This is a genomic window from Rhizobium sp. RAF56 (genome assembly GCF_052113965.1).
Taxonomy (GTDB): Bacteria; Pseudomonadota; Alphaproteobacteria; order Rhizobiales; family Rhizobiaceae; genus Rhizobium.
In genome coordinates this window covers 169,553-194,560 of record NZ_JBFRDU010000003.1, presented here as the reverse complement: position 1 = coordinate 194,560, position 25,008 = coordinate 169,553, and the positions used below count along the sequence as shown (strand labels likewise).

Sequence of the window (25,008 nt, the reverse complement as noted above, 5' to 3'; positions counted from 1 at the left end):
GGCGAAGCCTTTGCGTGGACAATAAGATGAATCTTTTCACAGACTTCGAAGCCAGAATTAAGAACGTTCTCGAGCAAATTGATATCGTTAAGGAAAAGCGATCAGAGCTCGATTTCGCGCGTGTCGGCGTCGAACTGCCGCGCGATCCGAGCCACGGCGACGTGGCGACGAATGCGGCGATGGTGCTTGCCAAGGCGGTCGGCACCAATCCGCGGGCGCTGGCCGATATCATCTCTGCCAAGCTGAAAGAGGATGCCGATGTGGCGGACGTATCCGTCGCCGGCCCCGGCTTCATCAACATCCGCCTTTCTGTCGGCTATTGGCAGCGTCTGCTGGCCGCGATGGTCGCCGCCGGCAGCGGCTATGGCCGCTCGACGCTCGGCGCCGGCAAGAAGATCAACGTCGAATACGTCTCCGCCAATCCGACGGGACCGATGCATGTAGGCCATTGCCGCGGCGCCGTCCTTGGCGACGCGCTCGCCAACCTGCTCGGCTTTGCCGGCTACGATGTTACCAAGGAATACTATATCAACGACGCCGGCTCTCAGATCGACGTGCTCGCGCGCTCGGCCTTCATCCGCTATCGCGAAGCGCTCGGCGAACCGGTCGGCGAGATTCCGGCAGGTCTCTATCCCGGCGACTATCTGGTTCCCGTCGGCAAGGCGCTGGCCGAAGAGTTCGGCAGCAAACTGAGGGCGATGCCGGAAGACCAGTGGCAGCCGATCGTCAAGGAACGCACGATTGCCGCGATGATGGTGATGATCCGCGAGGACCTGGCCGCGCTCAACGTGACGCACGACGTGTTTTTTTCGGAGCGGACGCTGCATGACAACGGTGCAGCCGCCATCCGCACCGCGATCAACGATCTGACCTTCAAGGGTCACGTCTACAAGGGTACGCTGCCGCCGCCGAAGGGCCAGCTCCCCGAAGACTGGGAAGACCGGGAGCAGACCCTGTTCCGCTCGACAGAGGTCGGGGATGATATCGACCGCCCGCTGATCAAGTCGGACGGCTCCTATACCTATTTCGCGGCCGACGTCGCTTACTTCAAGAACAAGTTCGATCGCGGTTTCTCCGAGATGATCTACGTTCTTGGCGCCGATCACGGCGGCTACGTCAAGCGGCTGGAAGCGGTGGCGCGGGCGGTCTCGGAAGGCAAATCGCGACTCACCGTCCTCCTTTGCCAGCTGGTGAAGCTGTTCCGGAACGGCGAACCGGTGAAAATGTCGAAGCGCTCAGGCGACTTCGTGACACTGCGCGAGGTGGTCGATGAAGTCGGCCGTGATCCGGTGCGGTTCATGATGCTTTATCGCAAGAATTCCGAGCCGCTGGACTTCGATTTCGCCAAGGTTACAGAGCAGTCGAAAGACAATCCGGTGTTTTACGTCCAGTATGCCCACGCCCGGTGTATGTCTGTGTTTCGACAGGCGAAAGAGGCGTTTCCAAATGCCGATTTCTCTGCGCCCGAGCTCGAAAAAGCGGTGGTTGTGGGCATAACCGATCCGACCGAGCTGCAACTCGTCTCGAAGCTATCGGAATTCCCGCGCGTCGTGGAAGCTGCGGCACAGTCTCACGAGCCGCATCGCATCGCTTTTTACCTCTATGATCTCGCAAGTTCTTTCCATGCTCACTGGAATAAAGGTAAAGATTCACCGGAATTACGATTTGTTAACGATAAAAACCGAGAATTGAGCATTGCCAGACTTGGGCTGGTGTACGCTGTCGCGTCTGTCTTGAAGTCTGGTCTCGGTATAACCGGGACCGCTGCTCCGGATGAAATGCGATAAACGTCACCTTTTCCCCATAATGCGCTGGCATTAAGCGTTTTGCTTTTGCGAGTGGATTTGGTGATGGCTGAAAAACAGTTGGCGTATCGCGCAAGCGGAAAAGAAGAGTTCTTTGCGGATGATGATCCGCTTGCGGAACTCGCCCGTATCGTCGGCTTCGACGAACGGTCCGCTGCTCCCGCGGCGCAGGCCGCTCCTCGCCGGGAGCCGGAGTTCAACCTCGAAGACGAGCTTTTGCACGAGTTCGAGCGTTATGATGCGCCGGCTTTGAGTCCCGTTGATGACATCGTCATCCCCTCCGACGACGTTGAGGCTCACCGCCATGCTCAGTCTGAGCCGGAGGCGGATCTCGAAGCCCCCATCGTGGCTGAAGTGCAGGCCGAGCGCGCCGATCCGGAATTCGCCGCCCTCGATCGGGCAGATGAATTCACGGCAGTCGAACCGGAGGCCGAGGAAGTCTCGGGCTGGCAGTTCGAGGAAGTGCCGGCAGTCGAGCTCGCGCCTGTCTACGGTGACGGGATCCCCCCTGCTGCAGCAGCGCCCCAGGCGCTGGCTTCGGAGGCGCAGGATCTGGCCGACGAGCTGGAAATGTCGATCGCTCCGGTTTCGTCCCCGACACCTGCCCAGCGCACCCCGCAATGGGCCGCTGCCAGCATTCGCCTGCCGCTTGCCAATTTCAATACGGCGCGTCGCCTGGAAGTGAAGCCCGAGCCGGTCGTGGTCGTTGAGGAAAATCTGCCGGCGCTCGATGCGTCGCCTGGATCCCAGCAGTCGCCGACCCTCGGCTTTCCTGCCGAACAGGATCGTCACGAGGTAGAGGTCGCCCATCAGTCGACCGAGACGGTCGCCGAGCCCGTAGTCGCTCCATCCGAGCATGTATTTGATCTTGCCGCGGCTGCGGGTGATGCCCGCGCCGTGCAGGCGGATGCCGCGCTGACCGAGCCGGCCTACGCCGACGAACCAGCCTCGCTGTCGCGCAAAATCGATGATCTCTTGGACGACGTTTCCCGCTATCCGGTTCCCGAACGTGACGCGATGAAGCCGTCCATAGAGACGCCGGTAGCCGACGTTGCGCCCGTGCGGCAGGCAGTGCCTGTGGCGGCGGCTCCGTCTGCTGTCCAGCCGCAAGCGAAAGCGGCGGACGAGGAAGATCCCTTTGCCGGCCACGATTTTGAACTCGATCTCGCAGGCATCGAGTTGGAACTGGCTGATTTCGATTTCCGGTCATCCCAGTCGAGCCAGGTTGCTCCGCAGCCCGTAGCTGCGGCCCCGGGTTCCCGTCCGGCGCCGATCACCCCGACGATTGCGGCGGCTGCGGTCGCAGCATCGCAATTCGCCCAAGCCGTACGGCCAGAAATGGCCGATCGGCCTGCTCCGGCAGCCGTCGCGCCTGCTTCGGCGCCGATGTCGGGAGGACGCCGGGTTGTAGAAGATGCAGACCAGCCGCTTCCCTTCGATCCGTCGGAAATTTCCGACACGGGCGAGCGCCTCGAAACGTTCGAGGGCACCCATGTGCCGGCTCTGCCGCACACCGACCACGAAGAGCCGGTCGCGGTCTCGCCGGAGTTTGATTTCGATATTGACGCCGAAATGGCAAGCCTGTTCAGCGCGGCCGAGAAGGCGGAAGTCAGCGAAGCGGTGACGCCGGCAAAGTCTGCCGATCCGGCAATGCCCGCGGCCTGGGCCAAGCATGCTGTGGCCAAGGTCTCCGCTGCGCCAAGCAAGGACGACGAGCTCGACGAATTCGAACGGGCGCTGGAGGAGGATTTCCGCCGGAGCGTGCGCGAGGCTTCGAGCCCCGGCCCCACGGAAGCCGCCACCCGCATGACGCTGGAATCCGCGAGTGCCGTCGCCGATCGCCGGCGCGTCCGCTCAATGCGGGGCCTTGCTGCCGGAATTGCAGCGATCGTCGTCCTCGGCGTCGGCGTCTATGGCGTGCGCGAGTGGGTCTCGGGCGGCTCGTCAATCGGGATTGCAGCCGGCCAACCACGCGTGATCACCGCCGACAAGGACCCCGTCAAGGTCGTGCCGGAAGATCCGGGTGGCAAGGTCGTGCCCAACCAGGACAAGGCTGTTTACGATCGTGTCGCTGGCGACGCGGCAGCCGCGCCGAAACAGAAGGAACTGATCGCCTCGGCCGAGCAGCCCATCGACGTCGTCCAGAAGACGCTGGAGACGGAAGCGCCCGACGAAAGCGACAATCCGGAGATGCAGGCAAGCCCGACGCCCGTCGGCGAAACGGAAGATCCCCGCCTGCTGCCCAACCACGATTCCGGTGCCGATACCGCCGCTGCGGACACCGATCAGGCTATCCCGTCGGTCTCGCCGCGCAAGGTGCGAACCATGATCGTCAAGCCGGACGGTACGCTTGTCGCTCGCGAAGATGCCGCGCCGGCAACCGTCGACACATCGGTCAAGACATCCGCTTCTCCCGCCGCACCGCCGATCGACAAGACCAGCGGCAAGGTCGCGTCGACGACCCTCCGTCCGGCCAGCGAGAAGGCCGCATCCGCTCCCGCTTCAGCGCTTGCCGAGGCAGCCGACAGCGATGCTGCAAGCGCCGAGAGCACGCCGATCCGCGTCGTGAAGACGACAAAGACCGAAGGCGTGGCCAAGCCGGCCGCAGCCGTGGTCGCATCCGCGCCGGCAACCCCGAGCGCCGTTGCGCCGGCAGCCCCAGCGACGCAACCTGTGAAGCCCGCAGTTGTCGCCGAGAAGCCTGCTGTTGCCGCCGCCAAGCCTGTGGTCGCAGCTGCTGCAGACAAGCCGAAGGCACAGCCGGTGACCCAGGTCGCGTCGGCGAGCCCGGCGACGCAACCGGTCAAGGCCGCGCCCTCAGCTGCTGCCGGTGCGGGCGGCTATGCGGTGCAGATTGCCTCTCTGCCTTCCGAAGCCGAAGCCAGGAAGTCGCAGGCCAGCCTTACTTCCAAGTTCGCGTCCGTCATCGGCGGTCACTCGACCGAGGTGAAGCGGGCGGATATTGCCGGCAAGGGCACCTACTATCGCGTTCGCGTCCTGGCGAGCTCGAAGGATGAGGCCGCCGATCTCTGCGTGAAGCTCCGCCAGGTCGGCGGTACCTGCCTCATATCGAAGTAAAGGCAGACGTTATAGCAATGAAAACAACGGCGGGCGCGGGCTCGCCGTTGTTTTTTGTGTATGCAAACTTGACGTCACTCGCAATTTCACCGGCGTCCCTTATGATTCGAGGATGACCGAATCAAAATCGATGATCCTGGGCTGCAGCGGCCTATCCCTTACATCGGAAGAGAAGTCCCTTTATGCGGGCGAGCAGCCTTGGGGCTTCATCCTCTTCGGCCGTAATATTTCCGAGCCCGAGCAGATTTCCGATCTCGTTGCCTCACTGCGCGACAGCGTCGGCCGCGCTGCGCCCGTCTTAATCGATCAGGAGGGCGGAAGGGTGCAGCGCATTCGTCCACCGATCCTGCAACACTACCCCTCCGGCCAGGCGCTCGGCGATATCTACCGGCGCGACCGGGAGGCGGGATTGCGCGCGGCATGGCTGATGTCGCGGCTGCATGCCTTTGATCTCCTGAAGTTCGGCATCAACGTCGATTGCCTGCCGGTACTCGATGTGCCGGTCGAAGGCAGCAGCAATGTCATCGGCAATCGCGCCTACGGCGGCGACCCGAAGACGGTGACCGAAATGGGACGGGCGGCGGCGGAAGGCCTGAAGGCCGGCGGCGTGCTGCCGGTCATGAAGCATATCCCCGGCCATGGCCGCGGCTTTGCCGATTCCCACCACGAGTTGCCTGTTGTCGCGGTGCCGCGGGCCGAGCTGGAGGCGCATGACTTCGCGCCCTTCGTTGCCCTGAGGGACGAATTGATGGGCATGACCTGCCACGTCGTCTTTTCCGACATCGATCCGCACAATCCGGCGACGACGTCGCACAGGGTCATCCAGGAGATCATCCGAGGCTATATCGGCTTCAATGGATTGCTGCTTTCCGACGATACCTCGATGAACGCGCTTGCCGGCACGATCGGTGAACGCGCTGCCAATATTCTGGCGGGTGGCTGCGATATCGTGCTGCATTGCAACGGCGTCATGAACGAGATGCTACAGGTCGTCCACAATGTCGGACCGCTGGCGGGTCAGTCGCTCGTCCGCGCGAAGGCGGTCGAAGCCGCTTTCGGTCGCGGCGACGGAGCGGACGAAGCCGCGATCCGCGCGGAATTCGATGCGATGTTCGCGACTGTCTAGAACAGTCCTCATAGGAAACGGGGTACCGGCGTTGAACAAGGTCAAGAGCGCGGAGACGAGCCAAGGGGTAACGCCCATGGATCGGCTGTGGCAGGAGGAGGGTTCCGCTGAACGCTCCAGCCAGGAGCCGGCGCTCGTTGTCGATATCGCCGGCTTTGAAGGGCCGTTGGACCTTCTGCTGCACCTTGCCCGCACCCAGAAGGTAGATCTGTCGCGCATTTCGGTGTTGGCGCTTGCAGAGCAATATCTGCTTTTCGTCGAAAGCGCGCGGCGCATTCGTATCGAGCTCGCGGCCGATTATCTCGTCATGGCGGCTTGGCTCGCCTACCTGAAATCCAAGCTCTTGATCCCGCAGCAGAGCAAGGATGACGGCCCGAGCGGCGAGGAGATGGCGGCGACGCTCGCCTTTCGCCTCAAACGCCTTGAAGCCATGCGCGATGCGGCGACCGACCTCGTCAACCGCAATCGGCTTGGCCGCGACGTCTTCGCACGAGGCGCGCCGGAGCACATTCCCGACCGTCGCCAGTCGGCCTATGACGCGAGCCTCTACGAGCTTTTGACGGCCTATGCCGGCTTGCGCCAGCGACAGGCGATCACGCAGGTGACGATCGAGCGCCGACGCGTCTGGTCGCTAGCCGATGCCCGGACGATCCTGACCCGCATGATCGGAGAGATCGTCGATTGGACTGCGCTCGAGCACTACCTGCTGCGCTACCTGGCCGATCCTGCCGAGCGCGCCACGGCGATCGCCAGCGCCTTTGCAGCGTCGCTGGAAATGGTGCGCGAGGGAACGCTGGAGATCCGTCAGGAGGGCGCTTTCCAGCCGATATTCATGCGCCGTGGCCCCAACCACGAGACGCTTCAGGCTGCGGAATAGGAGAGGGCGCGTGTCCGAGCCCCAAGAAATCCCCGAAAACGAGCGCGACAGCGAGGCAGAGGAAAGCCCGATCGACGAACGCGGCACGCTGGAGGCGGAACGCATCGCCGAAGCCCTTGTCTTTGCCTCGGCCGGGCCGGTCTCGGAAGGTTTCATCGCCAATCGCCTGCCCAAAGGTTTAAACGTGCGATCCGTCATGCTCCGGCTGAAGGCTGCCTATGCCGGCCGCGGCGTCAACCTCGTCCAGGTGGACGACTCCTGGGCGTTTCGCACTGCCGCCGACCTCTCCTTCGTCATTCGCCGCGACGAGAACGAGGTCAAGAAACTCTCGCGCGCGGCGTTGGAAGTACTGGCGATCATCGCCTATCACCAGCCGGTGACGCGCGCCGAGATCGAGGATATTCGCGGCGTTCAAACGTCGAAGGGCACGCTCGACGTGCTAATGGAGGCGGGCTGGGTTCGCTTCCGCGGCCGGCGGCGCACGCCGGGGCGTCCGGTGACGCTCGGCACGACCAAGGACTTCCTCGACCATTTCGGGCTCGAGGAGCTGCGCGACCTGCCTGGTCTCGAAGAGTTGAAGGGGGCGGGGCTGCTTTCCGGGCGCATACCGGCGAATTTCAATATACCCTCGCCGTTGACAAACGACGAGTTGACCGAGGACGAGGATCCGATCACGCAGCTGGACCTGGAAGAACTGGGCTTGCTGGCGCCTGGCGGCGCGGAGGATTGACGGCCGGTCTTTGTTTTGCCACCTGCAAATGCGAATTTGGAAGAAAGCGTTTCCGATCTTCGGAGCGCTTACTGCCGCAATGCCACTCGATGCGCATGGATGCCGATCCGCCGCATATTTTGGTGTTTGAAAAAGATTGGCAAACATCCTACATCGGAATGACAAAAAACAGGGAGAATAGGCATGGGTTCTTTTAGCATGGTGCACTGGCTGATCGTTCTGGTCATCGTGCTGTTGTTGTTCGGTCGCGGAAAGATCCCCGAGCTGATGGGTGACGTCGCAAAGGGCATCAAGAGCTTCAAGAAGGGCATGACCGACGAAGACGAAGCGGCGCGCGCCGAAGCGAACCGCACCGTCGATCACAAGGCCGACGAAACGAAGTAATTATCTTCGGACGCTGCTGCCTTCTCTGCCGCGGCGTCTTTTCAGGAGCCTTTCATGTTCGACATTGGCTGGACCGAGCTGCTTGTCATAGCGGTGGTTCTCATCGTGGTCGTCGGTCCGAAGGACCTGCCGCCAATGCTTCGCGCATTCGGCAAGATGACGACGCGCGCGCGCAAGGTCGCCGGCGAGTTTCGCGCGCAGTTCGACGAAGCGCTGCGCGAAGCGGATTTGGACGACGTCCGGCAGACGATCGCCGATGCACAGAAGCTTAATCCGATGAATACCTTGCGCGAAGCGATGGATCCGCTGCGGCAGATGGGCCACGATATCAAGGCCGATCTGCAACGGTCGACCACGGTCGACGCCCCGCCTGCGGCGACGCCCGCGGTCGCGGTCGCCGAACCGGCGATGAGCCTAGGTGCTGTGGCTGCATCCGCCGTTGCTCCGATGCCGGTCGCAACAGCGACGACTGTGGCGGAAGCGCCTGCAAAGCCGAAGGCGGCTCGCAAGCCGCGCGCGGTCGCAGCGGCCGCTCCGGCCGTGGAGATCGCCGCTGAAAAGCCGAAACGCGCACCGCGAAAGAGCGTGGCCACCGTGCCCGCGCCGGAACCGGCCGCACCCAAGAAGCGCGTCGCGCCTAGGAAGAAGGACAATGCATGACCGGTGATATCAACGATAAGCCCCAGCCGCTTATCGAACACCTCATGGAACTGCGGACGCGACTGATCTGGTCGCTGGCAGCCTTCTTCGTTGCCTTCGTGGCTTGCTTCGCCTTCGCAAAGCATCTCTTCAACTATCTGGTCTACCCCTACAAATGGGCGGTGATCTGGGCGGGGCTGGATCTCTCCAAATCCGAGCTGATCTATACGGCGCCGCAGGAGTTCTTCTTCACGCAGGTAAAGGTGGCGATGTTCGGCGCGCTGGTCATTGCCTTCCCGATCATTGCGGCACAGATCTACAAGTTCGTGGCACCCGGACTTTACAAGAACGAACGCAACGCCTTCCTGCCGTTCCTGATTGCATCGCCGATCCTGTTCCTGATGGGCGCGGCGCTCGTCTATTTCTTCTTCACCCCGATGGTGATGTGGTTCTTCCTGAAGATGCAGCAGGCGCCGGTCGACGGGCAGGTGGCGATTTCGCTGATGCCGAAGGTCTCCGAATATCTGAGCCTCATCATGACGCTCGTCTTCTCCTTCGGCCTTGTCTTCCAGCTGCCGGTGATCACGACATTGCTTGCCCGTGTTGGGCTGATCACCTCGGAATGGCTGGCGCAAAAGCGGAAATTCGCGATTGTCCTCTCCTTTATCGTCGCCGCGGTGCTGACGCCGCCCGACCCGATGTCCCAGATCGGTCTTGCAGTCCCGACGATCCTTCTCTACGAGATTTCCATCTATGCGGCGCGACTCGTGGAGCGCCAGCGTAGCCGGCGTGCGCTCGACGAGAGTGGCCAGTCGACCGACGTTGCCCGGACGGACAACGTTTGAGCGGACGGCCAGCTGACCCTTGAAGCGCGGCCGGTTTCGACCACCGGCCGGGTGCTCCGTCAGGTCCCCGCCGGGGCTTTTCTCCCATCTGGCGATCTGGAACGACGATGCTCGATATCAAATGGATCCGTGAGAATCCCGAGGCCCTCGACGCGGCGCTGGCAAAGCGCGGTGCCGAGGCTCAGTCTCAAAGTCTGATCGCTCTCGATGAAAGGCGCCGTTCCGTCATCCAGTCCGCCCAGGACATGCAGACGCGCCGCAACGCCGCCTCGAAGGAGATCGGCGCCGCGATGGCGCAGAAGAACAGCGAACTCGCCGAGAAGCTGAAGGCAGAGGTTGCCGAGATCAAGACGTCCCTTCCCGCCGCCGAAGTGGAAGAGCGCGAGCTTACGGCTGCACTCAACGACGCGCTCTCGCGCATTCCGAACGTGCCGCTGGACGACGTGCCTGTCGGCAAGGACGAGCACGACAACGTCGTCAAGCGCGTCGTCGGGCAGAAGCCCGGCTGGAACCATGCGGCTCGGGAGCATTTCGAGATCGGCGAGACGCTCGGCTACATGGATTTCGAGCGCGCGGCAAAGCTTTCCGGTTCGCGTTTCACGGTGCTGACGAGCCAGCTTGCCCGGTTGGAGCGGGCGCTCGGGCAGTTCATGATCGACCTCCACACCACCGAGCACGGCTACACCGAAGTCAGCTCACCGCTGATGGTGCGAGACGACGCCATGTTCGGAACCGGGCAACTGCCGAAGTTTGCCGAGGACCTTTTCAAGACGACTGACGGCCGCTGGCTGATCCCGACCGCCGAAGTGACGCTGACGAACCTCGTTTCGGGCGAGATCCTGGAGCAGGAGAAGCTGCCGCTGCGCTTCACCGCGCTGACGCCTTCGTTCCGTTCGGAAGCGGGATCTGCCGGCCGCGACACGCGCGGCATGCTGCGCCAGCATCAGTTCTGGAAGTGCGAGCTGGTTTCGATCACGGATGCCGAAAGCGCGATCGCCGAGCATGAGCGCATGACGGCCTGCGCCGAAGCGGTGCTGACGCGGCTCGGCCTGCATTTCCGCACCATGACGTTGTGCACCGGCGACATGGGCTTCGGTTCGCGCAAGACCTACGATATCGAGGTCTGGCTGCCGGGGCAGGACGCCTATCGCGAAATCTCGTCCTGCTCGGTCTGCGGCGATTTCCAGGCCCGGCGCATGAACGCGCGCTATCGCGGCAAGGACGACAAGGCGACGAAGTTCGTTCACACCCTGAACGGATCGGGCGTCGCTGTCGGCAGGGCGCTGATCGCCGTTCTCGAAAACTACCTGAACGACGACGGATCGGTTACTGTTCCAGACGCGCTGCTGCCCTACATGGGCGGCTTGAAGAAGATAGAACGGGCGGCGTAAGGCGGGCACGATGCGTATTCTTCTGACCAATGACGACGGCATTCACGCAGAGGGGCTGGCGTCATTGGAACGCATCGCCCGCAGCCTTTCCGACGACGTCTGGATCGTGGCGCCTGAAACTGACCAGAGCGGGCTTGCCCATTCGTTGAGCCTGTCGGAACCGCTGCGCCTGCGCCAGGTGTCGGACAAGCATTTCGCGCTTCGCGGCACGCCAACCGACTGCGTCATCATGGGCATCCGGCAGGTGCTGGACGGCAAGCCCGATCTCGTGCTTTCCGGCGTCAATTCCGGCTCCAACGTTGCCGACGACGTGACCTACTCCGGAACGATCGCCGGCGCGATCGAGGGTACGCTACAGGGCGTGCGGTCTTTTGCGCTAAGCCAGGCCTATATCTATGACGACGGCCGGCGCAGCGTGCCGTGGGAGGTCGCCGAGACGCACGCACCGGCACTCCTCGACAAGCTCATGCATGTCGATCTCCCGACCGGCACGTTCCTCAACCTGAATTTTCCGAAGTGCCGTCCCGAAGAGGTGGAGGGCACCGAAGTGACCGCCCAGGGCAACCTTGCCTTCAATCTCCAGGTGGACGAGCGCGCCGACGGTCGCGGCTTTCCGTATTACTGGCTGCGTTTCGGCGAACGAAGCGGGGATTTCCGCCCCGGTACCGACATCCATGCGTTGAGACAGAATCGTATTTCGGTTACTCCTTTGAAACTCGATCTGACCGATTACTCGGTGCAGGATCGTGTGGCGCGGGCACTGGCTTAGGAGTGGCGAAGTGGCACACAGACTGGTCGAGAAGGAAGGCTTTGCGGCGGTAGTCCTCAGGCTGCGCGCCGAAGGCATATCCGACATCGATCTGCTGACCGCGGTCGAGCAGACGCCGCGCTCCCTTTTCGTGCCGGCGCAGTTTGCCGACGATGCCTATTCGAGTTGCACAATTCCCCTCGACTGCGGGTCCTTCATGGAGGGCGCCGACCTCGTCGTGCGCATTCTGCATCATCTGAAGGTCAGGCCCGGCCATCGTGTGTTGGAGGTCGGTACCGGCAGCGGCTTTACCGCGGCGGTGATGGGCCGGATGGCTGAGCGGGTGCTGACCATCGACCGCTACAAGACGCTGACGGCGGCGGCGCAGCGGCGCATGGACGATCTCGGTCTGCGCAATATCGTCATCCGGCACGCGGACGGCAGCGCGGGAATGCCGGGCGAGGGAACGTTCGACAGGATCCTGGTCACGTCAGCGTTCAATGCCATGCCGCGCTTCTATGCGGACCAGCTGGCCTCGGGCGGTTCCATGATTGCGCCTTTGATGATTTCCGAGAATGAGTGCCGCCTCGTGCGCCTCACAAAGACCGGCAGCCGCTTCGAACGCGAGGATTTGTTCGACGCTCCATACCTGCCGATCGTGCCGCAGCTCGCCTCCTATCTCTGAGATTTGGACTGCTCGGCAGGGGCGATCTGTCGCTTCCGCGCCCGATTCGCGTCTATGGTTAGCGATTCCTCAAAAAAACGCCCGCGACGCCAGTGCCTTAACCCCATGGTAAGATTAACGCGCTCTAATCAGACCTGCGAATGGTGGCGTCTCAAGTGGGTCGAGTCATGGGTTTCAGTGTATCGTCAAGCGTCGGTAAGTCGGCAGGAAAAGTTCTGATGGCAGCTTTCCTGGCGAGCGCTGCCACGGGCTGTAGTTCGGATTCGTCGCGTTTCGGAGGTCTTTTCTCCGGTACGGACAATCTAACGACAAGCTCGATCCCGCGTCGCAATCTGAGTGGTCTCGATGGCGATCCGGTTCCGAGCCAGGATGTCGCGTCCGCCGGGCAGGTCCAGCAGGACTACTCGGGTCAGGGCTCGGCGATGAACCAGTCATATCCCAACGCGCCAGCCCCCCGTTACAATCCGTCAGCGGCACGCGCCGCGTCGGCTCCGGCGGTCGTGCAGCGCGCCGAGCTTGCGGCCCCGACCGCTTCGTCGGCTCCCGTTGCAGTCAGCACGCAGCGCGCGGCGCTCGCCGAACCGCAGCCCGCCGTAAAGAAAATGCTCTCTGCGCCGGCCGCCCAGCGGCTTGCGCCGGCGGGCCTGCAGGCGAGTGCGGAAAAGACAGCCAACGGCTGGACAACCGCCAATGCGCCGAGTGTCACCCTTCGTCCCGGCGAGTCGATCGATACGCTGGCGCGCCGCTATGGCGTCCCCGCGAAGGAGATCTTGAGGGCGAATGAGCTGAAGACCGTCAATTCCGCCGAGCCGGGCCGCCGGATCATCATTCCGACCATGAACGGCGCCAGCGCCGCGAAGGTCGCTTCCGCGGCGACTGACCTTTCCAAGGGCGGGCAACTGCCAGCTCCGGCGAAGGGCCAGGACCAGAATTCGGCCATGCTGCCTTCGGGAAATTCGCTGCGTGACAAGTCGCAGTCCGATCAATCGGCCGGCAAGATCGCCTCCGGCGCGGGCAAAGGCCGGCTGCCAGGCGGCGGCACCTATGTCGTCAAGCCGGGCGATTCGCTTGCCAAGATCGCCAAGGCGACCGGCGCAAACATCGATGATCTGAAAGCGTCGAACGATTTCGGCAAGGGTGGCATCCGTGTTGGACAGACCCTGAACCTGCCGCACGGAGCGACCGCTCCGGCAGCAGATCCAGTCAAGACTGCCTCGATCGTTTCGCAGAAACCCGTGGTGAAGGCTGTCGCGGAGCCCGTGCAAACGGTTTCGGCTCCCGCGCAGGCTGCTGTCGTTGCGACCCAATCGGTCGATGACGCCGCCGAGAAGTCGGACGTCGCGTCCGTGGCGCCTGAGGCAACGGGGATTGGCAAATATCGCTGGCCGGTGCGCGGTGCCGTCGTCGCCGGCTACGGTGCGAACGTCGAAGGCAGCCGCAACGACGGCATCGATATATCGGTTCCCCAGGGCACGCCGATCAAGGCCGCCGAAAACGGCGTTGTCATCTATGCCGGCAACGGCCTGAAGGAACTCGGCAACACCGTTCTCGTGCGCCACGACGACGGTACGGTCACCGTCTACGGTCATGCCGATGCGCTGAGCGTCGCTCGCGGCCAGAAGGTTCAGCGCGGGCAGACGCTCGCGACCTCGGGCATGAGCGGCAATGCCAAGTCGCCGCAGGTGCACTTCGAGGTGCGCAAGAATGCGTCGCCAGTCAATCCGATGACTTTCCTTGAGTAGGTAGTGCGTTTCAAGGAGTGTGCAAAAAGCTCGGGTAACCCCGGGCTTTTTGTCGTTCTTCCCTTTCGATCAGTCGCGATCGAGAACGATACGCCGGCGCCCGGCCAGGTCCTGAATATATTGCCAGGCAACGCGGCCGGAGCGGGCGCCGCGCGTGGTTGCCCATTCAAGCGCTTCGCGATGCAGCTCTTCGTGCTCGACGCCGAGCTTGAAATGATCGGCGTAGCCGTCGATCATCCGCAGGTAGTCTTCCTGGCTGCATTTGTGGAAGCCGAGCCAGAGGCCGAAGCGATCCGACAGCGATACTTTTTCCTCCACCGCCTCCGACGGATTGATGGCGGTCGACTGTTCGTTTTCCATCATGTGGCGCGGCAGGAGGTGGCGGCGATTCGATGTGGCATAGAAAAGCACATTCTCCGGCCGGCCTTCGATGCCGCCGTCGAGCGCCGCTTTCAGCGATTTGTAGGCCGTGTCGTCATGGTCGAAGGAAAGATCGTCGCAGAAGAGAATGATACGGTGAGGCGTGGTCTTGAGCATGTCGAGCAGCTGCGGCAGCGTGGCGATATCCTCGCGGTGCACCTCGACGAGCTTCAGCGACACGCCGGTTGCACTGCGGACATCTTCGTGCACCGCCTTGACCAGCGAAGATTTGCCCATGCCTCGCGCGCCCCAGAGGAGCACGTTGTTTGCCGGAAAACCGTCGGCGAAACGCAGGGTGTTTTCGTGCAGGATGTCCCGGACATGATCGACGCCACGGATGAGCGTCAACGCCACGCGGTTCGGGCGCGGAACTGGCTGCAGATGGAGGCGTGCCGGCGCCCAGACGAAGCAGTCGGCCGCGTCCCAATCGTTGAGCGCCATCGGCGGTCCGGCAAGCCGGTCAAGCGCATCGGCCAGGCGGCGGATTTCAGTCAGGATCAAGGTGGTCTGGTCGTTTGTCACCGTATTCCTCCAGAAAACTCGTGGGGAAAGTAGTACTATGTTGCTCTATGCCGCCGGGTAGCACGAGCCCTTGCATGCCGAAAGGCTAAAGGGGCGGGAAAACGGTACGGTCGGCTGTTGTTTTTGTTGCATTCATCATCATCGCAACTATAGTCCGGCGGCTCAGCGGGCAGTGGTCCCGCGGTGACTTCTAGGGAGTTTTCAATGTTTATCACTAACGCCTATGCGCAGAGCGCGACAGATTCCGTAGCCGGCGCTTTCGGTGGCTCGGGCATGGAAATGCTGTTCCTGTTTGTGCCGCTTATGGTCGTTTGGTACTTCTTGCTCATCCGTCCGCAGCGCGCCATGGCCAAGAAGCGCGAGGATGTTCTGAAGAACATCCGCCGTGGCGATCAGGTCGTGACCGGCGGCGGCATCGTCGGCAAGGTGCTCAAGGTCGTCGACGACAAGGAACTGGATGTGGAAATCGCCGATGGCGTGCGTGTACGCGTCGTGCGCAGCGCCATCTCGGAAGTGCGCGTCAAGGGCGAACCGGTCAAGGCAGACGCGGCTTAGTGTTCCGGCACGGGCGCGTTGTGATAGACGCGCCCATGCATGGCGGCAGCTCAGTATAACGGCGGGCCGGAACGGGTTGCGTCGCGACCCTATTTCGCCTGACGCCAAGCAAAAGGAAAAGCCCGCGGGCGGGGTCCAGCCCGGCGAGAGGGCGGTACGATAACGTGGCAAAAGGTATAGAAATCCGCGAAGCTCATTTTCCAGGCCGCGCGCCGATCGACGCCTATGGCAATGGCGGCTTCCGCTTTGCCGAAATGTCCCATCGCGGCTCCCTGCTGTGCCTTCCATCGGGCATCTACGGCTGGGACATGACGCTTGAAGACGCGCTCACGCCTGCGCATTTCCAGAAGGTGCTCGACGAGGCGGCGCAGATCGAGGTGTTGCTTGTCGGCACAGGCCCGAACCTGCGGGTACTGCCTGCGGAGCTCAAGGCGGCGTTGCGGGCGCGCCAGATTTCATCCGACCCCATGAGCACGGGTGCCGCCGTGCGCACCTTCAACATCATGCTTGCCGAGTCGCGGGCCGTTGCGGCCGCCCTGATCGCGGTCTGACAAGGCGTGGCATGACGATGACGATGAACGCCGCCGTTCGCAGCAACACAGACATCTGCCTTGAAACCCTGCGCGAGACCGATCGCGACCGCTACCTTGCCTGTCTGCTGTCACCGGCAGACAAGCGCGGCGCGCTGGCGGCGCTCTATGCCTTCAATGCGGAATTGGCGCGCGTGCGCGACTTGGTGCACGAGCCGCTGCCGGGCGAAGTCCGCCTGCAGTATTGGCGCGACCTGCTCGAAGGCCAGGCGCACGGATCGAGCGCGGCCAATCCGATAGCCGCTGCCCTGCTTGAGGTGGTCGGCGAGCACCGGCTGCCGGTCAAGAGCCTGATCGACATGACCGAGGCGCGCATTTTTGATCTTTACGACGATCCGATGGAGACGCGCAGCTCTCTCGAGGGCTATGCGGGCGAAACGGCGTCCGCGCTCATCCAGCTTGCAAGCATCGTGCTGTCTCCGGGCGACGCAAGGGCGTCCGCGGATGCCGCCGGTCACGCGGGCGTGGCCCAGGCAATTGCCGGGCTGTTGTTGCTCATGCCGCTGCATAGGCGCCGAGGACAGGTCTATCTGCCGCAGGAAATCCTGAAGGCGACCGGCCTTGATCGCGACGGCTTCCTTGCCGGAAAGGACACGCCGCGCATATCCGCCGCGATCGATGCGTTCGCTGGCCTTGGGCTGGAGCACCTCGCGAAGGCGAGGGCGGCTGGACCTGTTGCACGGTCGGTATTCCCCGCCTTCCTGCCGGTGACGCTTGCAGAGCCGGTGCTTTTGCACGCGCAGAAGGCCGGCGCTCGCATCCTTGGCCAATCGCTACAGCAACCACAATGGCGACGGCAGCTGCGCATGGCGCTTTCGGCCTATACACGCAAACTCTAGCGAGTGCTGTCCCGCTGGCTAAGCTGGCGTAAGCTTCGCGTTGTAAGAAGACAAAGATCCCATCCATATCGAGGAAGGCATTGCCATGGGCCTGATCATCTGGTGTGTCGTTTTCGCGCTCGTCGTGCTTTTTGCATTTGCCGCGGTACGCATCAGCGCGCGCAGAAAGGAAGACGAGGGCCTGGCGGATGCCGGCTTCGTCATCCTGGAGTTCGGGCGCGCTTTCCCGATGGAGGCGATCCGTCAGCTGCAGAACACGGCGGACGGTAAGTCGGTGTTCGTGCGCCTGCACGACGACAAGGCCGGTTTCATGCGCAACATGGGCAGACATTACGCCTGCTATCTGATCGAGCCGGGCAGGGCGCGCGCGACGGACACGGTCTCTGGCCGAGGACTGCGGGTCCAGTTTCTGGATGCCCCGCATCATGACGGGATATTCGAGTTTGCCTCGCCTTCCGAGGCCGCCGAAGTGGCGCTCTGGCTGCTTGGGAACTATGTCGCCGCAGACCATCCCGGGACAGCGGACGACGGCACGCGCGCGCAGCGGTGAGTGCCTGCGCCGCCGCTTGAGAGTGTTTCTGCTTTTCTACGAATCGCAGACGCTCGCCATCTGTTTGTTTTCACGCAAATCCGGAGGGAAAACCGCGTCACACTTTTCCTGGGATTGCTCCAAGAACGAGGCGGCGCGGTTCAGCGCCTCAGGCGCTTTGCGCGACCGGAGGCTCGACGCCCAGCCACGAGGCGCAGTCTGAAAGTGCACGCCTAGCGACAAGCTGGCGCTTCATGATCGTTTTATCCTTGCCGCGGAAGCGCTTAACGCCCTCCGGCTTGACGATCGAGCCGGGCTCCAGCTCCGGGAAGAGGCCGAAATTGATATTCATCGGCTGGAAGGAGCGCTTGCCGGGCTCCTCGTCGGAGACGAGGTGGCCGCCGGTGATATGATTTAAGAGAGCACCGAGCGCCGTCGTAGCCGGCGGCAGAGCGGGCGCTTCACCCTTGCGTTCGGCGGCAGCAAAGCGGCCTGCGAGCAAGCCGATGCTCGCGCTCTCGACATAGCCCTCGCAACCGGTGATCTGACCGGCAAAGCGCAGACCCGGACGGGATTTCAACGTCAGCGAAGGGTCGAGCAGCGTCGGCGAGTTGATATAAGTATTGCGATGCAGGCCACCGAGGCGTGCGAATTCGGCGTTTTCCAGGCCGGGTATCAGGCGGAAGACCTCGGCCTGCGTCCCGTATTTCAGCTTCGTCTGGAAGCCCACCATGTTGTAGAGCGTGCCGAGCGCATTGTCCTGGCGCAGCTGCACGACGGCGTAGGCCTTGACCGTGGGATTATGCGCGTTGGTCAGCCCCATCGGCTTCATCGGGCCGTGGCGAAGCGTCTCGCGCCCGCGCTCGGCCATGATCTCGATAGGCAGGCAGCCGTCGAAGTATGGCGTGCCTTCCCATTCCTTGAAGCCCACCGTATCGCCCGCGATGAGCGCGTCGACGAAGGCGTTGTACTGTGCTTCGTCCATGGGGCAGTTGATGTAGTCCTTGCCCGTGCCACCAGGCCCGACCTTGTCGTAGCGCGACTGATACCAGCAGACGTCCATGTTGATGCTATCGCGATGGATGATCGGCGCGATGGCATCGAAAAAGGCAAGCGAGTCCGCGCCGGTTTCCGCCTGGATCGCCGCGGCAAGGCCAGGCGCGGTCAATGGGCCGGTGGCGATGATTGCGAGGTCCCAGTCTGTCGGCGGCAGGCCCGAGATCTCCTCGCGGACCACCGTGATCAGCGGATGGGATGAGACCGCTTGCGTCACGGCGTCAGAAAAGCCGTCGCGGTCGACCGCGAGCGCGCCGCCGGCCGGCACCTGATGCTTGTCGGCGCAGGCCATGATCAGCGAGCCCGCCAGGCGCATCTCGGCGTGGATGACGCCGACGGCGTTGCTGGTGGCATCGTCGGAGCGAAAGGAGTTGGAGCAGACGAGCTCGGCGAGGCCATCGGTCTTGTGGGCATCGGTGCCGCGCACGCCGCGCATCTCATGCAGAATGACGGGGACGCCCGCATTGGCGATCTGCCACGCAGCTTCGGAACCGGCAAGGCCGCCGCCGACGACATGAATGGGGGAGTGTGGGGAGGTCGTTTTCATGAGCGGGTGATTATCATGAGAGTGCCTCGGTTCCAATCACCTGGAATCAAAAACGGCACCGTATGGTGCCGTCTTGAGCGGCACCCTGCGGTGCCGGCAGCACGCTCGATCCGATTAACGGAAGGAGCGCGAAGCGATTGTGCGGATGTCATGGCGGGTGATGCCGATATCCGAAAGCGTCTGGTTGGAAAGGCCACCGAGTTCGTTAAGCGTGCGGCGGTAGCTAATCCAGCTCTTGGCGATACGAAGCGGGTTCATGGTATTTCTCCTCGAAGATCAATTCGCGAGCGGCGTGATTGCCGTCTCAGCGGGTTGACGTTTATATAGGCGATCGGCGGATAATTGTGCAGTGCAATTAAAAGGCGGCTGCTATGCAATTGTGCAATAACGTGCCTATTCAACGCTCACATACCAAATTAGAGGCAGACTGCAAACCGCTGCATCTTTTGCCTAAATTATTGATTTCTTACGTGCAGGTGGGCGTACGAAGTCTGCCCTTGGATCCAGGCAGAGGGCAGTTGTTCTGAGCGACGCTTATGAATAAGTTCGTGCTGCAATGCACAAAAAGAACGCCCGCCGCGGAAGACCGCAACGGGCGTTATGGAAGGCGGTTACCGGTTACCCGGACGCCAGGCCTTTTTGATTAGCGGCCGACGGCTTCGCGGGCGACGCGGCCGATGTCAGCGCGGTCGATGCCGAGGTCGTGCAATTCGCGAGAGGTCATACGGCCAAGTTCGCTGACGGTCTGACGGTACTTGCGCCAATTGTTGAAAGAGCGTGCGATGTTCATGTCTGTCCCCTTTCCTAGGGTTCCGGGTTTTGCCAGCTGCCGTTCGGCGCTGGCCTCTGTCTGATGAACTGGAATATATGGTGCGCTGCAAAAACTAAAAGAGCGAATGTTTCATGCCACCCATGCGTCTGATGCAACTCTAGGGCCGAATTGCCTAATGGAGTGGCGTGATGTTGTGCAGGAGCACCTGTGGAAGCGGATCGGGGTGAGGCAATTGTCGATCTCTTCGGGATCCTGGACGCGATCGTCCCACGCCTACGCTGTGAGCGTCTTTATCCTCCCCGGCTGGACGAGTGCTGCTTGCGGGCGACGACGAGGCCGGGGTAGCACTCCGCTTTCGGTAACGACGGGCCATAACGCGTTGAGTTAAGAAAAGAATAACGCCCACCGCGGGAGGAGGAGGCGGTGGGCGTCATTTGCGGGATCGGCAACTGGGAGGAGGTGTTGCTGATCCATCGGAGCGCACTTTTGGGAGGAGGAGGGTGCGGCTCCGAGTTTCGTTCGAGGGAATCATTCCCTGCGCATTCCGCTATGTGAAGATAAGTATGCGAACCAAGATTGTGCACTGCAATATATTCATACGAGGCATGTCGCTGCTGCATATCATCGCGTAGGCTGCTACCCTCGCTTTACCACCCGAGGCATCAAGTGCGCTTTGCGGGCCGCGTAAGGAATTTGTGTGCCCCAAAAATCAGATAGTCGCACGATTTGTGCCGGGCCATGGTTCCCGATTATATAGGGATAGGAAACGGCCCTTTTAAGAGCCGAGGGCGTCAAGGCGAGGTGAAGATGTATCGAGGCAGGCTTTCCAGAGACCTTGCGCAATGGGTGGACAAGGGCCTGATCGGCGCCGACGCTGCCGCTGCGATGATGGCGGAATATGATAGTCGACCGATAAGCTTCAGCCTCGGACGTGTGCTGACCGTGCTTGCAGCCCTTCTCGTCGGCGCGGCGCTACTGCTCTTCATCGCGTCCAACTGGGAGGAGATCCCACGTCTCGCCCGCCTCATCGGCATCGTCGCGCTGATATGGGGGTTCTACCTCGGTGGTGCCTATTGCCTGGTGCGGGGCAGGACGACCGCCGCGGCCGGCCTCCTTGTCGTCGGCACGCTCTCCTTCGGCGGTGCCATGTCCCTGGTCGGACAGATGTACAATCTTTCTGGCGACGAATTGATGATGGTACTCGTCTGGTTCGTGGCCGCCTGCACAGTGGCGTTGATGTTTCGCTCCGGCATTCAAGTCGTCGTTGCCGGCCTTCTCGCCTGGGCGTTCTGCGGCCTCTATCTTGGTTATTATGATAGCCATTGGACGGCTGGTGCTGGTTGGATGCCCTGGGCGCCGCCGGTCATGGCGGCAATCATCCTTGCGCTTGTCCGCTACGCCGACGCGCCGGTCGCGCGACATTTGGCGTATCTGATGGTGATCGGCTGGTTGATCTGGCTCTCTCCCACAAATCTGCATACCGCCGTTCTCTTCGCCGCGTTCGGCATGGCCGCTTTCCTGGCGGTGAGCTTGCCGATGTCACCGCTGGCGCGGCTCTCGCAATCGGCGGGGGCGGCACCTGCTTTCTACGCGTTTCTTCTGGCCGCTATCGGGCTTTTCCTCGCTCACATCGAAATCGCGAGCGGGCCGCGGTTCCTGGCACTCGGCGGCGCGACGCTTACAGCGGCGGTGGTGGCGATCGTGCTCGCCGGCCGCGATAACGGCGCTGTCCGATATCTCGCCTACGCAATGTTCGCCGGCGAGGTGCTTTACATCGCCAACCAGACTGTAGGCTCGATCATCGGCACGTCAGGCTTCTTCCTGGTAGCCGGGATTTTTGTAGCTATTGCCGCCTGGCTGGTGATCCGTCTGGAACGGCGATTTTCTCACCCGAGGCTCTCGGAGGCGCAGTCATGATGCTTACGAGCGAAATCACAGGCATTCGCTTTGCCCGCCGCATCTGGATCGCGGCGATCGTCGTTGCCGGACTGCAGACGGCCGTTCTCGGCTATATGGTCGGTCAAAGCATCTGGATACTGAGAAGCGGCACCGAGGTGTTGCTGAAAACCGCCCCGATCGACCCGACCGATCTGCTGCGCGGCGACTATGTCACGCTGAACTACGATATCTCCAGCGTGCCGGTCTCGACCCTTGTCGGCGGACCTCCGAGCGAAGATCTCTCGGACCAGATCCTTTCCGTCCGGCTCGCGAAAGGCGAGGATGGGTTCTGGAGCGTCGTCGAATCGTCTTTCGGCACGCTGGAGCCCAAGCCCGACACGGTTATTCTCAAGAGCTTGCCCAGCAACTATTCTCAAGTATCGGCCGGCACGACGATGCGGGTCACCTACGGCATAGAGCGATACTACGTGCCGGAAGGTAAGGGCCGAGATCTCGAGGAGGCCCGCAACGAACATCGCGTTTCCATCGCCGCTCGCGTCTCTCCCGAAGGTACGGCGCAGATCCGCAGCCTGCTGCTCGATGGGCAATCCGTCTATGACGAGCCACTTTATTGAGCCTTGCTACCGTTGGTCCGCGTATAGCGTCGCGTAACCGTCATTTTTCCTTTGCGCGGTTTGAAACGGGTGATATAGAGACGCCGCGCTCCGGAAGGCGTCATGCGCAGGCATTGCCATGAGGTTTTGCGAAACGCGGGTATGGTGAAATTGGTAGACACGCCAGATTTAGGTTCTGGTGCCGTAAGGCGTGGGAGTTCAAGTCTCTCTACCCGCACCAAGGCTGCCTTGCTGGCGGGGAGAGGTTGAGGAACCGACCTGTTTTCCCAACGCCCGCAATACGACGCGCCATTTTGCTCGGCAAAATGATGAATAGATTGCATGAAAGCCACGTCCGGCCCTCGTCCGGCGTCGTGCTCACCGAAACAAACGGCTGTCTGGGCACGGCCGCCACGAAATGAAGGTAAGAAAATGCAGGTTATCGAAACGCTCGCTGAAGGGCTGAAGCGCGAAATCAAGGTCGTTATTCCGGCCAAGGATATGGAAAGCCGGATGAATGAGCGCCTGGCCGAAGTCAAGGACAAGGTCCGCATCAACGGTTTCCGCCCCGGCAAGGTGCCGGCGGCCCATCTGAAGAAGGTCTACGGCAAGTCGATCATGGCCGATCTCGTCAACGAGATCGTGCGCGACCAGCCGCCGGCGATCCTGACGGAGCGCGGCGAAAAGTCTGCGACGCAGCCTGAGATTTCCATGACCGAAGACAAGGACGAGGCGGAAAAGATCCTCGCCGCCCAGGCCGATTTCGAATTCACGCTCTCCTACGAAGTCATTCCGGCGATCGAGCTGAAGTCGAACAAGGGCATCAAGGTTACCCGCGAAGTCGCTGAAATCTCGGAAGACGAAGTCACCGAGCAGATCATGCGCATCGCCGATAGCGCACGCTCCTACGAAGCCAAGAAGGGCAAGGCCGCCGACGGCGACCGCGTCACCATGGATTACCTCGGCAAGGTCGACGGTGAAGCCTTCGAAGGCGGCAAGGACGAAGACGCTGAGCTCGTTCTCGGCTCCGGCCGCTTTATCCCGGGCTTCGAAGGCCAGCTCGTCGGCGTGAAGGCCGGCGATGAGAAGACCATCACCGTTACCTTCCCGGCCGACTATCCGGCCAAGAACCTCGCCGGCAAGGAAGCCACCTTCGACGTCAAGATCAAGGACGTTGCGGCCCCGGGCGAAGTCGAAATCAACGACGAACTCGCCACTAAGCTCGGCCTCGAATCGGCCGATCGCCTGAAGGAAATCGTCCGCGGCCAGATCGAGAGCCAGTACGGCTCGGTCACCCGCCAGAAGGTCAAGCGCCAGATCCTCGATCAGCTGGACGAACTCTACCAGTTCGACACGCCGCAGCGCCTGGTGGAAGCCGAGTTCGACAACATCTGGCGTCAGATCCAGACCGATCTCGCCCAGTCCGGCAAGACTTTCGAAGATGAAGACACGACGGAAGAAAAGGCGCGCGAGGAATATCGCAAGCTCGCCGAGCGTCGCGTCCGCCTCGGCCTGGTTCTCTCCGAAATCGGCGAAAAGGCCGGCGTCGACGTGAGCGAAGACGAACTGCAGCGTGCGCTTTACGACCAGCTCCGCCAGTTCCCGGGCCAGGAAAAGGAGATCCTCGAGTTCTTCCGCAAGACCCCGGGCGCTTCGGCCAACCTGCGCGCTCCAATCTTCGAAGAGAAGGTAATCGACCACCTGCTCACCGAAGTCGACGTAACGGACAAGACCGTTTCGAAGGAAGTGCTGCTCGCCGATGACGACGCCGAAGGCGCCGAGAAGGCCGAGACCAAGAAGGCTGCTCCGAAGAAGAAGGCTGCCAAGGCTGAAACCGCCGAAGCTGCTGGCGAAGGCGAAGAAGCCGCTGCCCCTAAGAAGAAGGCCGCTCCGAAGAAGAAGGCTGCTGAAGACAGCGCCGAGTAACGGCCGTTACACGACGATTGCTGAAGCCACCCCACGGGGTGGCTTCTTTTTTTGCCCTTGAGCTGCGTATCGACCGCCGCGCAACGCGGCTTACCTATCCTTCAGCTCCATGAAGCGTATGCGATTGTTGAAGGGGTCGATCACGGTCAGTTCCAGCCTCGTGCCCTCGTCTTCGAGGCCCGGCTTCATGTAGCGGTAGTTCTTCGCCGTAAGCTCACCATGCAGCGCGCGGATCCCGCGCATATAGACGACCATGTTGCCACCCGGCGTCGCGTCGCCTGCGTGCTCGGAAAGATGGAGCTTCAGTCCAGCGCGAGAGACCTGCGTATAAAGCGGGAAGTTGTCGCCGTAGCGATGTTCCCAATCGACGGTAAAGCCCAGAAAGCCGAGATAGAATTCATGAGCTTTCTCGACGTCAAAGATGCGCACGATCGGTGCGACCTCTTCGAAGTCGATCGATCCATTGGCTGAAGTGGCCGGGACGTCGTCGAGCTTCGCCGACAGGATGTTCCAGTTCGCTAGCCCGAACTGCCGGGCGACGATTTCCAGCGCTTCACTATGGGTGATCGTGGCGCCGCGTGCTGCAAGCGCTTCCCGCATTGCTTTCGCCATGACTTTTGCATCGCGATAATCGCGCATATCCGTTCCTTTCGCTCCGGCGAAGCCTTCGCCAGTGCCCGCATTGCCGACGTCTTCGCCTGACGATTGAA

Annotated in this window: 24 protein-coding genes and 1 tRNA gene; 20 read left to right on the top strand and 5 right to left on the bottom strand. The window is 62.0% G+C overall.

The features are described 5' to 3' along the window. Window positions 1-26: 26 nt before the first annotated feature. The 12 genes from argS (at window position 27) to AB4048_RS04140 (ending at window position 14,050) form a co-directional block, all read left to right on the top strand. Window positions 27-1,787 (top strand): arginine--tRNA ligase, encoded by a 1,761-nt coding sequence (gene argS / locus AB4048_RS04195; protein ID WP_442200661.1) that lies wholly within the window; start codon window positions 27-29, stop codon window positions 1,785-1,787. 63 nt (window positions 1,788-1,850) lie between these two features. Continuing rightward, complete coding sequence (locus AB4048_RS04190) at window positions 1,851-4,883, top strand: SPOR domain-containing protein (protein WP_442200660.1); 3,033 nt, start codon at window positions 1,851-1,853, stop codon at window positions 4,881-4,883. A 112-nt stretch (window positions 4,884-4,995) separates the two neighbouring features. Next, entirely contained in the window at window positions 4,996-6,009 is a 1,014-nt protein-coding gene (nagZ, locus tag AB4048_RS04185; RefSeq protein WP_442200659.1) for a beta-N-acetylhexosaminidase, read from the top strand. Between the two features lie 31 nt (window positions 6,010-6,040). Beyond that, window positions 6,041-6,886 carry a segregation and condensation protein A gene (locus AB4048_RS04180; RefSeq protein ID WP_442200658.1) on the top strand — a complete coding sequence of 282 codons (846 nt, stop codon included), beginning with the start codon at window positions 6,041-6,043 and terminating at the stop codon, window positions 6,884-6,886. Between the two features lie 28 nt (window positions 6,887-6,914). Further along, the gene (gene scpB, locus AB4048_RS04175; RefSeq protein WP_442200707.1) at window positions 6,915-7,616 is read left to right on the top strand and encodes an SMC-Scp complex subunit ScpB; all 702 of its coding nucleotides are present in this window, start codon (window positions 6,915-6,917) and stop codon (window positions 7,614-7,616) included. Between the two features lie 183 nt (window positions 7,617-7,799). After that, on the top strand, window positions 7,800-8,000 hold the full coding sequence (locus AB4048_RS04170; protein WP_442200657.1) for a twin-arginine translocase TatA/TatE family subunit: 201 nt from the start codon (window positions 7,800-7,802) through the stop codon (window positions 7,998-8,000). A 54-nt stretch (window positions 8,001-8,054) separates the two neighbouring features. Continuing rightward, a complete protein-coding gene (tatB, locus tag AB4048_RS04165) occupies window positions 8,055-8,660 on the top strand; it encodes a Sec-independent protein translocase protein TatB (RefSeq protein ID WP_442200656.1) in 606 nt (201 codons plus the stop codon). Next, window positions 8,657-9,484 (top strand): twin-arginine translocase subunit TatC, encoded by an 828-nt coding sequence (gene tatC, locus AB4048_RS04160; protein ID WP_442200655.1) that lies wholly within the window; start codon window positions 8,657-8,659, stop codon window positions 9,482-9,484. The genes tatB and tatC overlap by 4 nt, the downstream gene beginning before the upstream one ends. 107 nt (window positions 9,485-9,591) lie before the next feature. Continuing rightward, the gene (gene serS / locus AB4048_RS04155; protein WP_442200654.1) at window positions 9,592-10,875 is read left to right on the top strand and encodes a serine--tRNA ligase; all 1,284 of its coding nucleotides are present in this window, start codon (window positions 9,592-9,594) and stop codon (window positions 10,873-10,875) included. 10 nt (window positions 10,876-10,885) lie between these two features. Next, entirely contained in the window at window positions 10,886-11,644 is a 759-nt protein-coding gene (gene surE / locus AB4048_RS04150) for a 5'/3'-nucleotidase SurE (protein WP_442200653.1), read from the top strand. 10 nt (window positions 11,645-11,654) lie between these two features. Then, window positions 11,655-12,308 carry a protein-L-isoaspartate(D-aspartate) O-methyltransferase gene (locus tag AB4048_RS04145; RefSeq protein WP_442200652.1) on the top strand — a complete coding sequence of 218 codons (654 nt, stop codon included), beginning with the start codon at window positions 11,655-11,657 and terminating at the stop codon, window positions 12,306-12,308. A gap of 140 nt (window positions 12,309-12,448) precedes the next feature. After that, window positions 12,449-14,050, top strand: a complete 1,602-nt coding sequence (locus AB4048_RS04140; RefSeq protein ID WP_442200651.1) for a peptidoglycan DD-metalloendopeptidase family protein — start codon at window positions 12,449-12,451, stop codon at window positions 14,048-14,050. Between the two features lie 69 nt (window positions 14,051-14,119). On the opposite strand, the gene AB4048_RS04135 is transcribed toward AB4048_RS04140, so the two are convergent. After that, the gene (locus tag AB4048_RS04135) at window positions 14,120-14,992 is read right to left on the bottom strand and encodes an ATP-binding protein (protein WP_442200650.1); all 873 of its coding nucleotides are present in this window, start codon (window positions 14,990-14,992) and stop codon (window positions 14,120-14,122) included. A gap of 204 nt (window positions 14,993-15,196) precedes the next feature. On the opposite strand from AB4048_RS04135, the gene yajC reads away from it, so the two are divergent. The 4 genes from yajC to AB4048_RS04115 all read left to right on the top strand — a co-directional run bounded on the left by yajC (window position 15,197) and on the right by AB4048_RS04115 (window position 17,526). Continuing rightward, window positions 15,197-15,547 carry a preprotein translocase subunit YajC gene (gene yajC / locus AB4048_RS04130; protein ID WP_442200649.1) on the top strand — a complete coding sequence of 117 codons (351 nt, stop codon included), beginning with the start codon at window positions 15,197-15,199 and terminating at the stop codon, window positions 15,545-15,547. 164 nt (window positions 15,548-15,711) lie between these two features. Then, on the top strand, window positions 15,712-16,098 hold the full coding sequence (locus AB4048_RS04125) for an Mth938-like domain-containing protein (protein ID WP_442200648.1): 387 nt from the start codon (window positions 15,712-15,714) through the stop codon (window positions 16,096-16,098). A gap of 17 nt (window positions 16,099-16,115) precedes the next feature. Beyond that, entirely contained in the window at window positions 16,116-16,976 is an 861-nt protein-coding gene (locus AB4048_RS04120; protein ID WP_442200706.1) for a phytoene/squalene synthase family protein, read from the top strand. 85 nt (window positions 16,977-17,061) lie between these two features. Next, window positions 17,062-17,526, top strand: a complete 465-nt coding sequence (locus AB4048_RS04115; protein ID WP_442200647.1) for a hypothetical protein — start codon at window positions 17,062-17,064, stop codon at window positions 17,524-17,526. 148 nt (window positions 17,527-17,674) lie between these two features. On the opposite strand, the gene trmFO is transcribed toward AB4048_RS04115, so the two are convergent. From trmFO to AB4048_RS04100, 3 genes are all read right to left on the bottom strand, one after another. Beyond that, the gene (gene trmFO / locus AB4048_RS04110) at window positions 17,675-19,108 is read right to left on the bottom strand and encodes a methylenetetrahydrofolate--tRNA-(uracil(54)-C(5))-methyltransferase (FADH(2)-oxidizing) TrmFO (protein ID WP_442200646.1); all 1,434 of its coding nucleotides are present in this window, start codon (window positions 19,106-19,108) and stop codon (window positions 17,675-17,677) included. Between the two features lie 114 nt (window positions 19,109-19,222). Next, on the bottom strand, window positions 19,223-19,366 hold the full coding sequence (locus AB4048_RS04105) for a DUF1127 domain-containing protein (protein ID WP_442200645.1): 144 nt from the start codon (window positions 19,364-19,366) through the stop codon (window positions 19,223-19,225). Window positions 19,367-19,751: 385 nt separating this feature from the next. Then, complete coding sequence (locus AB4048_RS04100) at window positions 19,752-19,898, bottom strand: DUF1127 domain-containing protein (protein WP_442200644.1); 147 nt, start codon at window positions 19,896-19,898, stop codon at window positions 19,752-19,754. A 789-nt stretch (window positions 19,899-20,687) separates the two neighbouring features. On the opposite strand from AB4048_RS04100, the gene AB4048_RS04095 reads away from it, so the two are divergent. The 4 genes from AB4048_RS04095 to tig all read left to right on the top strand — a co-directional run bounded on the left by AB4048_RS04095 (window position 20,688) and on the right by tig (window position 24,298). Beyond that, window positions 20,688-21,797 (top strand): DUF2157 domain-containing protein, encoded by a 1,110-nt coding sequence (locus AB4048_RS04095; protein ID WP_442200643.1) that lies wholly within the window; start codon window positions 20,688-20,690, stop codon window positions 21,795-21,797. Beyond that, window positions 21,794-22,393 carry a GDYXXLXY domain-containing protein gene (locus AB4048_RS04090; RefSeq protein ID WP_442200642.1) on the top strand — a complete coding sequence of 200 codons (600 nt, stop codon included), beginning with the start codon at window positions 21,794-21,796 and terminating at the stop codon, window positions 22,391-22,393. Before AB4048_RS04095 ends, AB4048_RS04090 begins: the two co-directional genes overlap by 4 nt. Before the next feature lie 135 nt (window positions 22,394-22,528). Continuing rightward, window positions 22,529-22,613, top strand: a tRNA-Leu gene (locus AB4048_RS04085). A gap of 191 nt (window positions 22,614-22,804) precedes the next feature. Continuing rightward, window positions 22,805-24,298, top strand: a complete 1,494-nt coding sequence (tig, locus tag AB4048_RS04080; RefSeq protein ID WP_442200641.1) for a trigger factor — start codon at window positions 22,805-22,807, stop codon at window positions 24,296-24,298. 90 nt (window positions 24,299-24,388) lie between these two features. Here tig and AB4048_RS04075 read toward each other — a convergent pair whose 3' ends face one another. After that, window positions 24,389-24,937: a glyoxalase superfamily protein gene (locus AB4048_RS04075; RefSeq protein WP_442200640.1), complete on the bottom strand. Its 549-nt coding sequence runs from the start codon at window positions 24,935-24,937 to the stop codon at window positions 24,389-24,391. Window positions 24,938-25,008 lie beyond the last annotated feature (71 nt).

What these genes read in the sequence shown, in the direction of transcription:
- yajC (WP_442200649.1), top strand. Translation starts at nt 15,197, where the DNA reads ATGTTTATCACTAACGCCTATGCGCAGAGCGCGACAGATTCCGTAGCC.
- serS (WP_442200654.1), top strand. Translation starts at nt 9,592, where the DNA reads ATGCTCGATATCAAATGGATCCGTGAGAATCCCGAGGCCCTCGACGCG.
- AB4048_RS04115 (WP_442200647.1), top strand. Translation starts at nt 17,062, where the DNA reads ATGGGCCTGATCATCTGGTGTGTCGTTTTCGCGCTCGTCGTGCTTTTT.
- tig (WP_442200641.1), top strand. Translation starts at nt 22,805, where the DNA reads ATGCAGGTTATCGAAACGCTCGCTGAAGGGCTGAAGCGCGAAATCAAG.
- AB4048_RS04190 (WP_442200660.1), top strand. Translation starts at nt 1,851, where the DNA reads ATGGCTGAAAAACAGTTGGCGTATCGCGCAAGCGGAAAAGAAGAGTTC.
- tatB (WP_442200656.1), top strand. Translation starts at nt 8,055, where the DNA reads ATGTTCGACATTGGCTGGACCGAGCTGCTTGTCATAGCGGTGGTTCTC.
- AB4048_RS04140 (WP_442200651.1), top strand. Translation starts at nt 12,449, where the DNA reads ATGGTGGCGTCTCAAGTGGGTCGAGTCATGGGTTTCAGTGTATCGTCA.
- AB4048_RS04075 (WP_442200640.1), bottom strand. Translation starts at nt 24,937, where the DNA reads ATGCGCGATTATCGCGATGCAAAAGTCATGGCGAAAGCAATGCGGGAA.
- AB4048_RS04095 (WP_442200643.1), top strand. Translation starts at nt 20,688, where the DNA reads ATGTATCGAGGCAGGCTTTCCAGAGACCTTGCGCAATGGGTGGACAAG.
- AB4048_RS04105 (WP_442200645.1), bottom strand. Translation starts at nt 19,366, where the DNA reads ATGAACCCGCTTCGTATCGCCAAGAGCTGGATTAGCTACCGCCGCACG.
- nagZ (WP_442200659.1), top strand. Translation starts at nt 4,996, where the DNA reads ATGACCGAATCAAAATCGATGATCCTGGGCTGCAGCGGCCTATCCCTT.
- trmFO (WP_442200646.1), bottom strand. Translation starts at nt 19,108, where the DNA reads ATGAAAACGACCTCCCCACACTCCCCCATTCATGTCGTCGGCGGCGGC.
- AB4048_RS04090 (WP_442200642.1), top strand. Translation starts at nt 21,794, where the DNA reads ATGATGCTTACGAGCGAAATCACAGGCATTCGCTTTGCCCGCCGCATC.
- AB4048_RS04100 (WP_442200644.1), bottom strand. Translation starts at nt 19,898, where the DNA reads ATGAACATCGCACGCTCTTTCAACAATTGGCGCAAGTACCGTCAGACC.
- AB4048_RS04120 (WP_442200706.1), top strand. Translation starts at nt 16,116, where the DNA reads ATGACGATGAACGCCGCCGTTCGCAGCAACACAGACATCTGCCTTGAA.
- argS (WP_442200661.1), top strand. Translation starts at nt 27, where the DNA reads ATGAATCTTTTCACAGACTTCGAAGCCAGAATTAAGAACGTTCTCGAG.
- AB4048_RS04170 (WP_442200657.1), top strand. Translation starts at nt 7,800, where the DNA reads ATGGGTTCTTTTAGCATGGTGCACTGGCTGATCGTTCTGGTCATCGTG.
- surE (WP_442200653.1), top strand. Translation starts at nt 10,886, where the DNA reads ATGCGTATTCTTCTGACCAATGACGACGGCATTCACGCAGAGGGGCTG.
- tatC (WP_442200655.1), top strand. Translation starts at nt 8,657, where the DNA reads ATGACCGGTGATATCAACGATAAGCCCCAGCCGCTTATCGAACACCTC.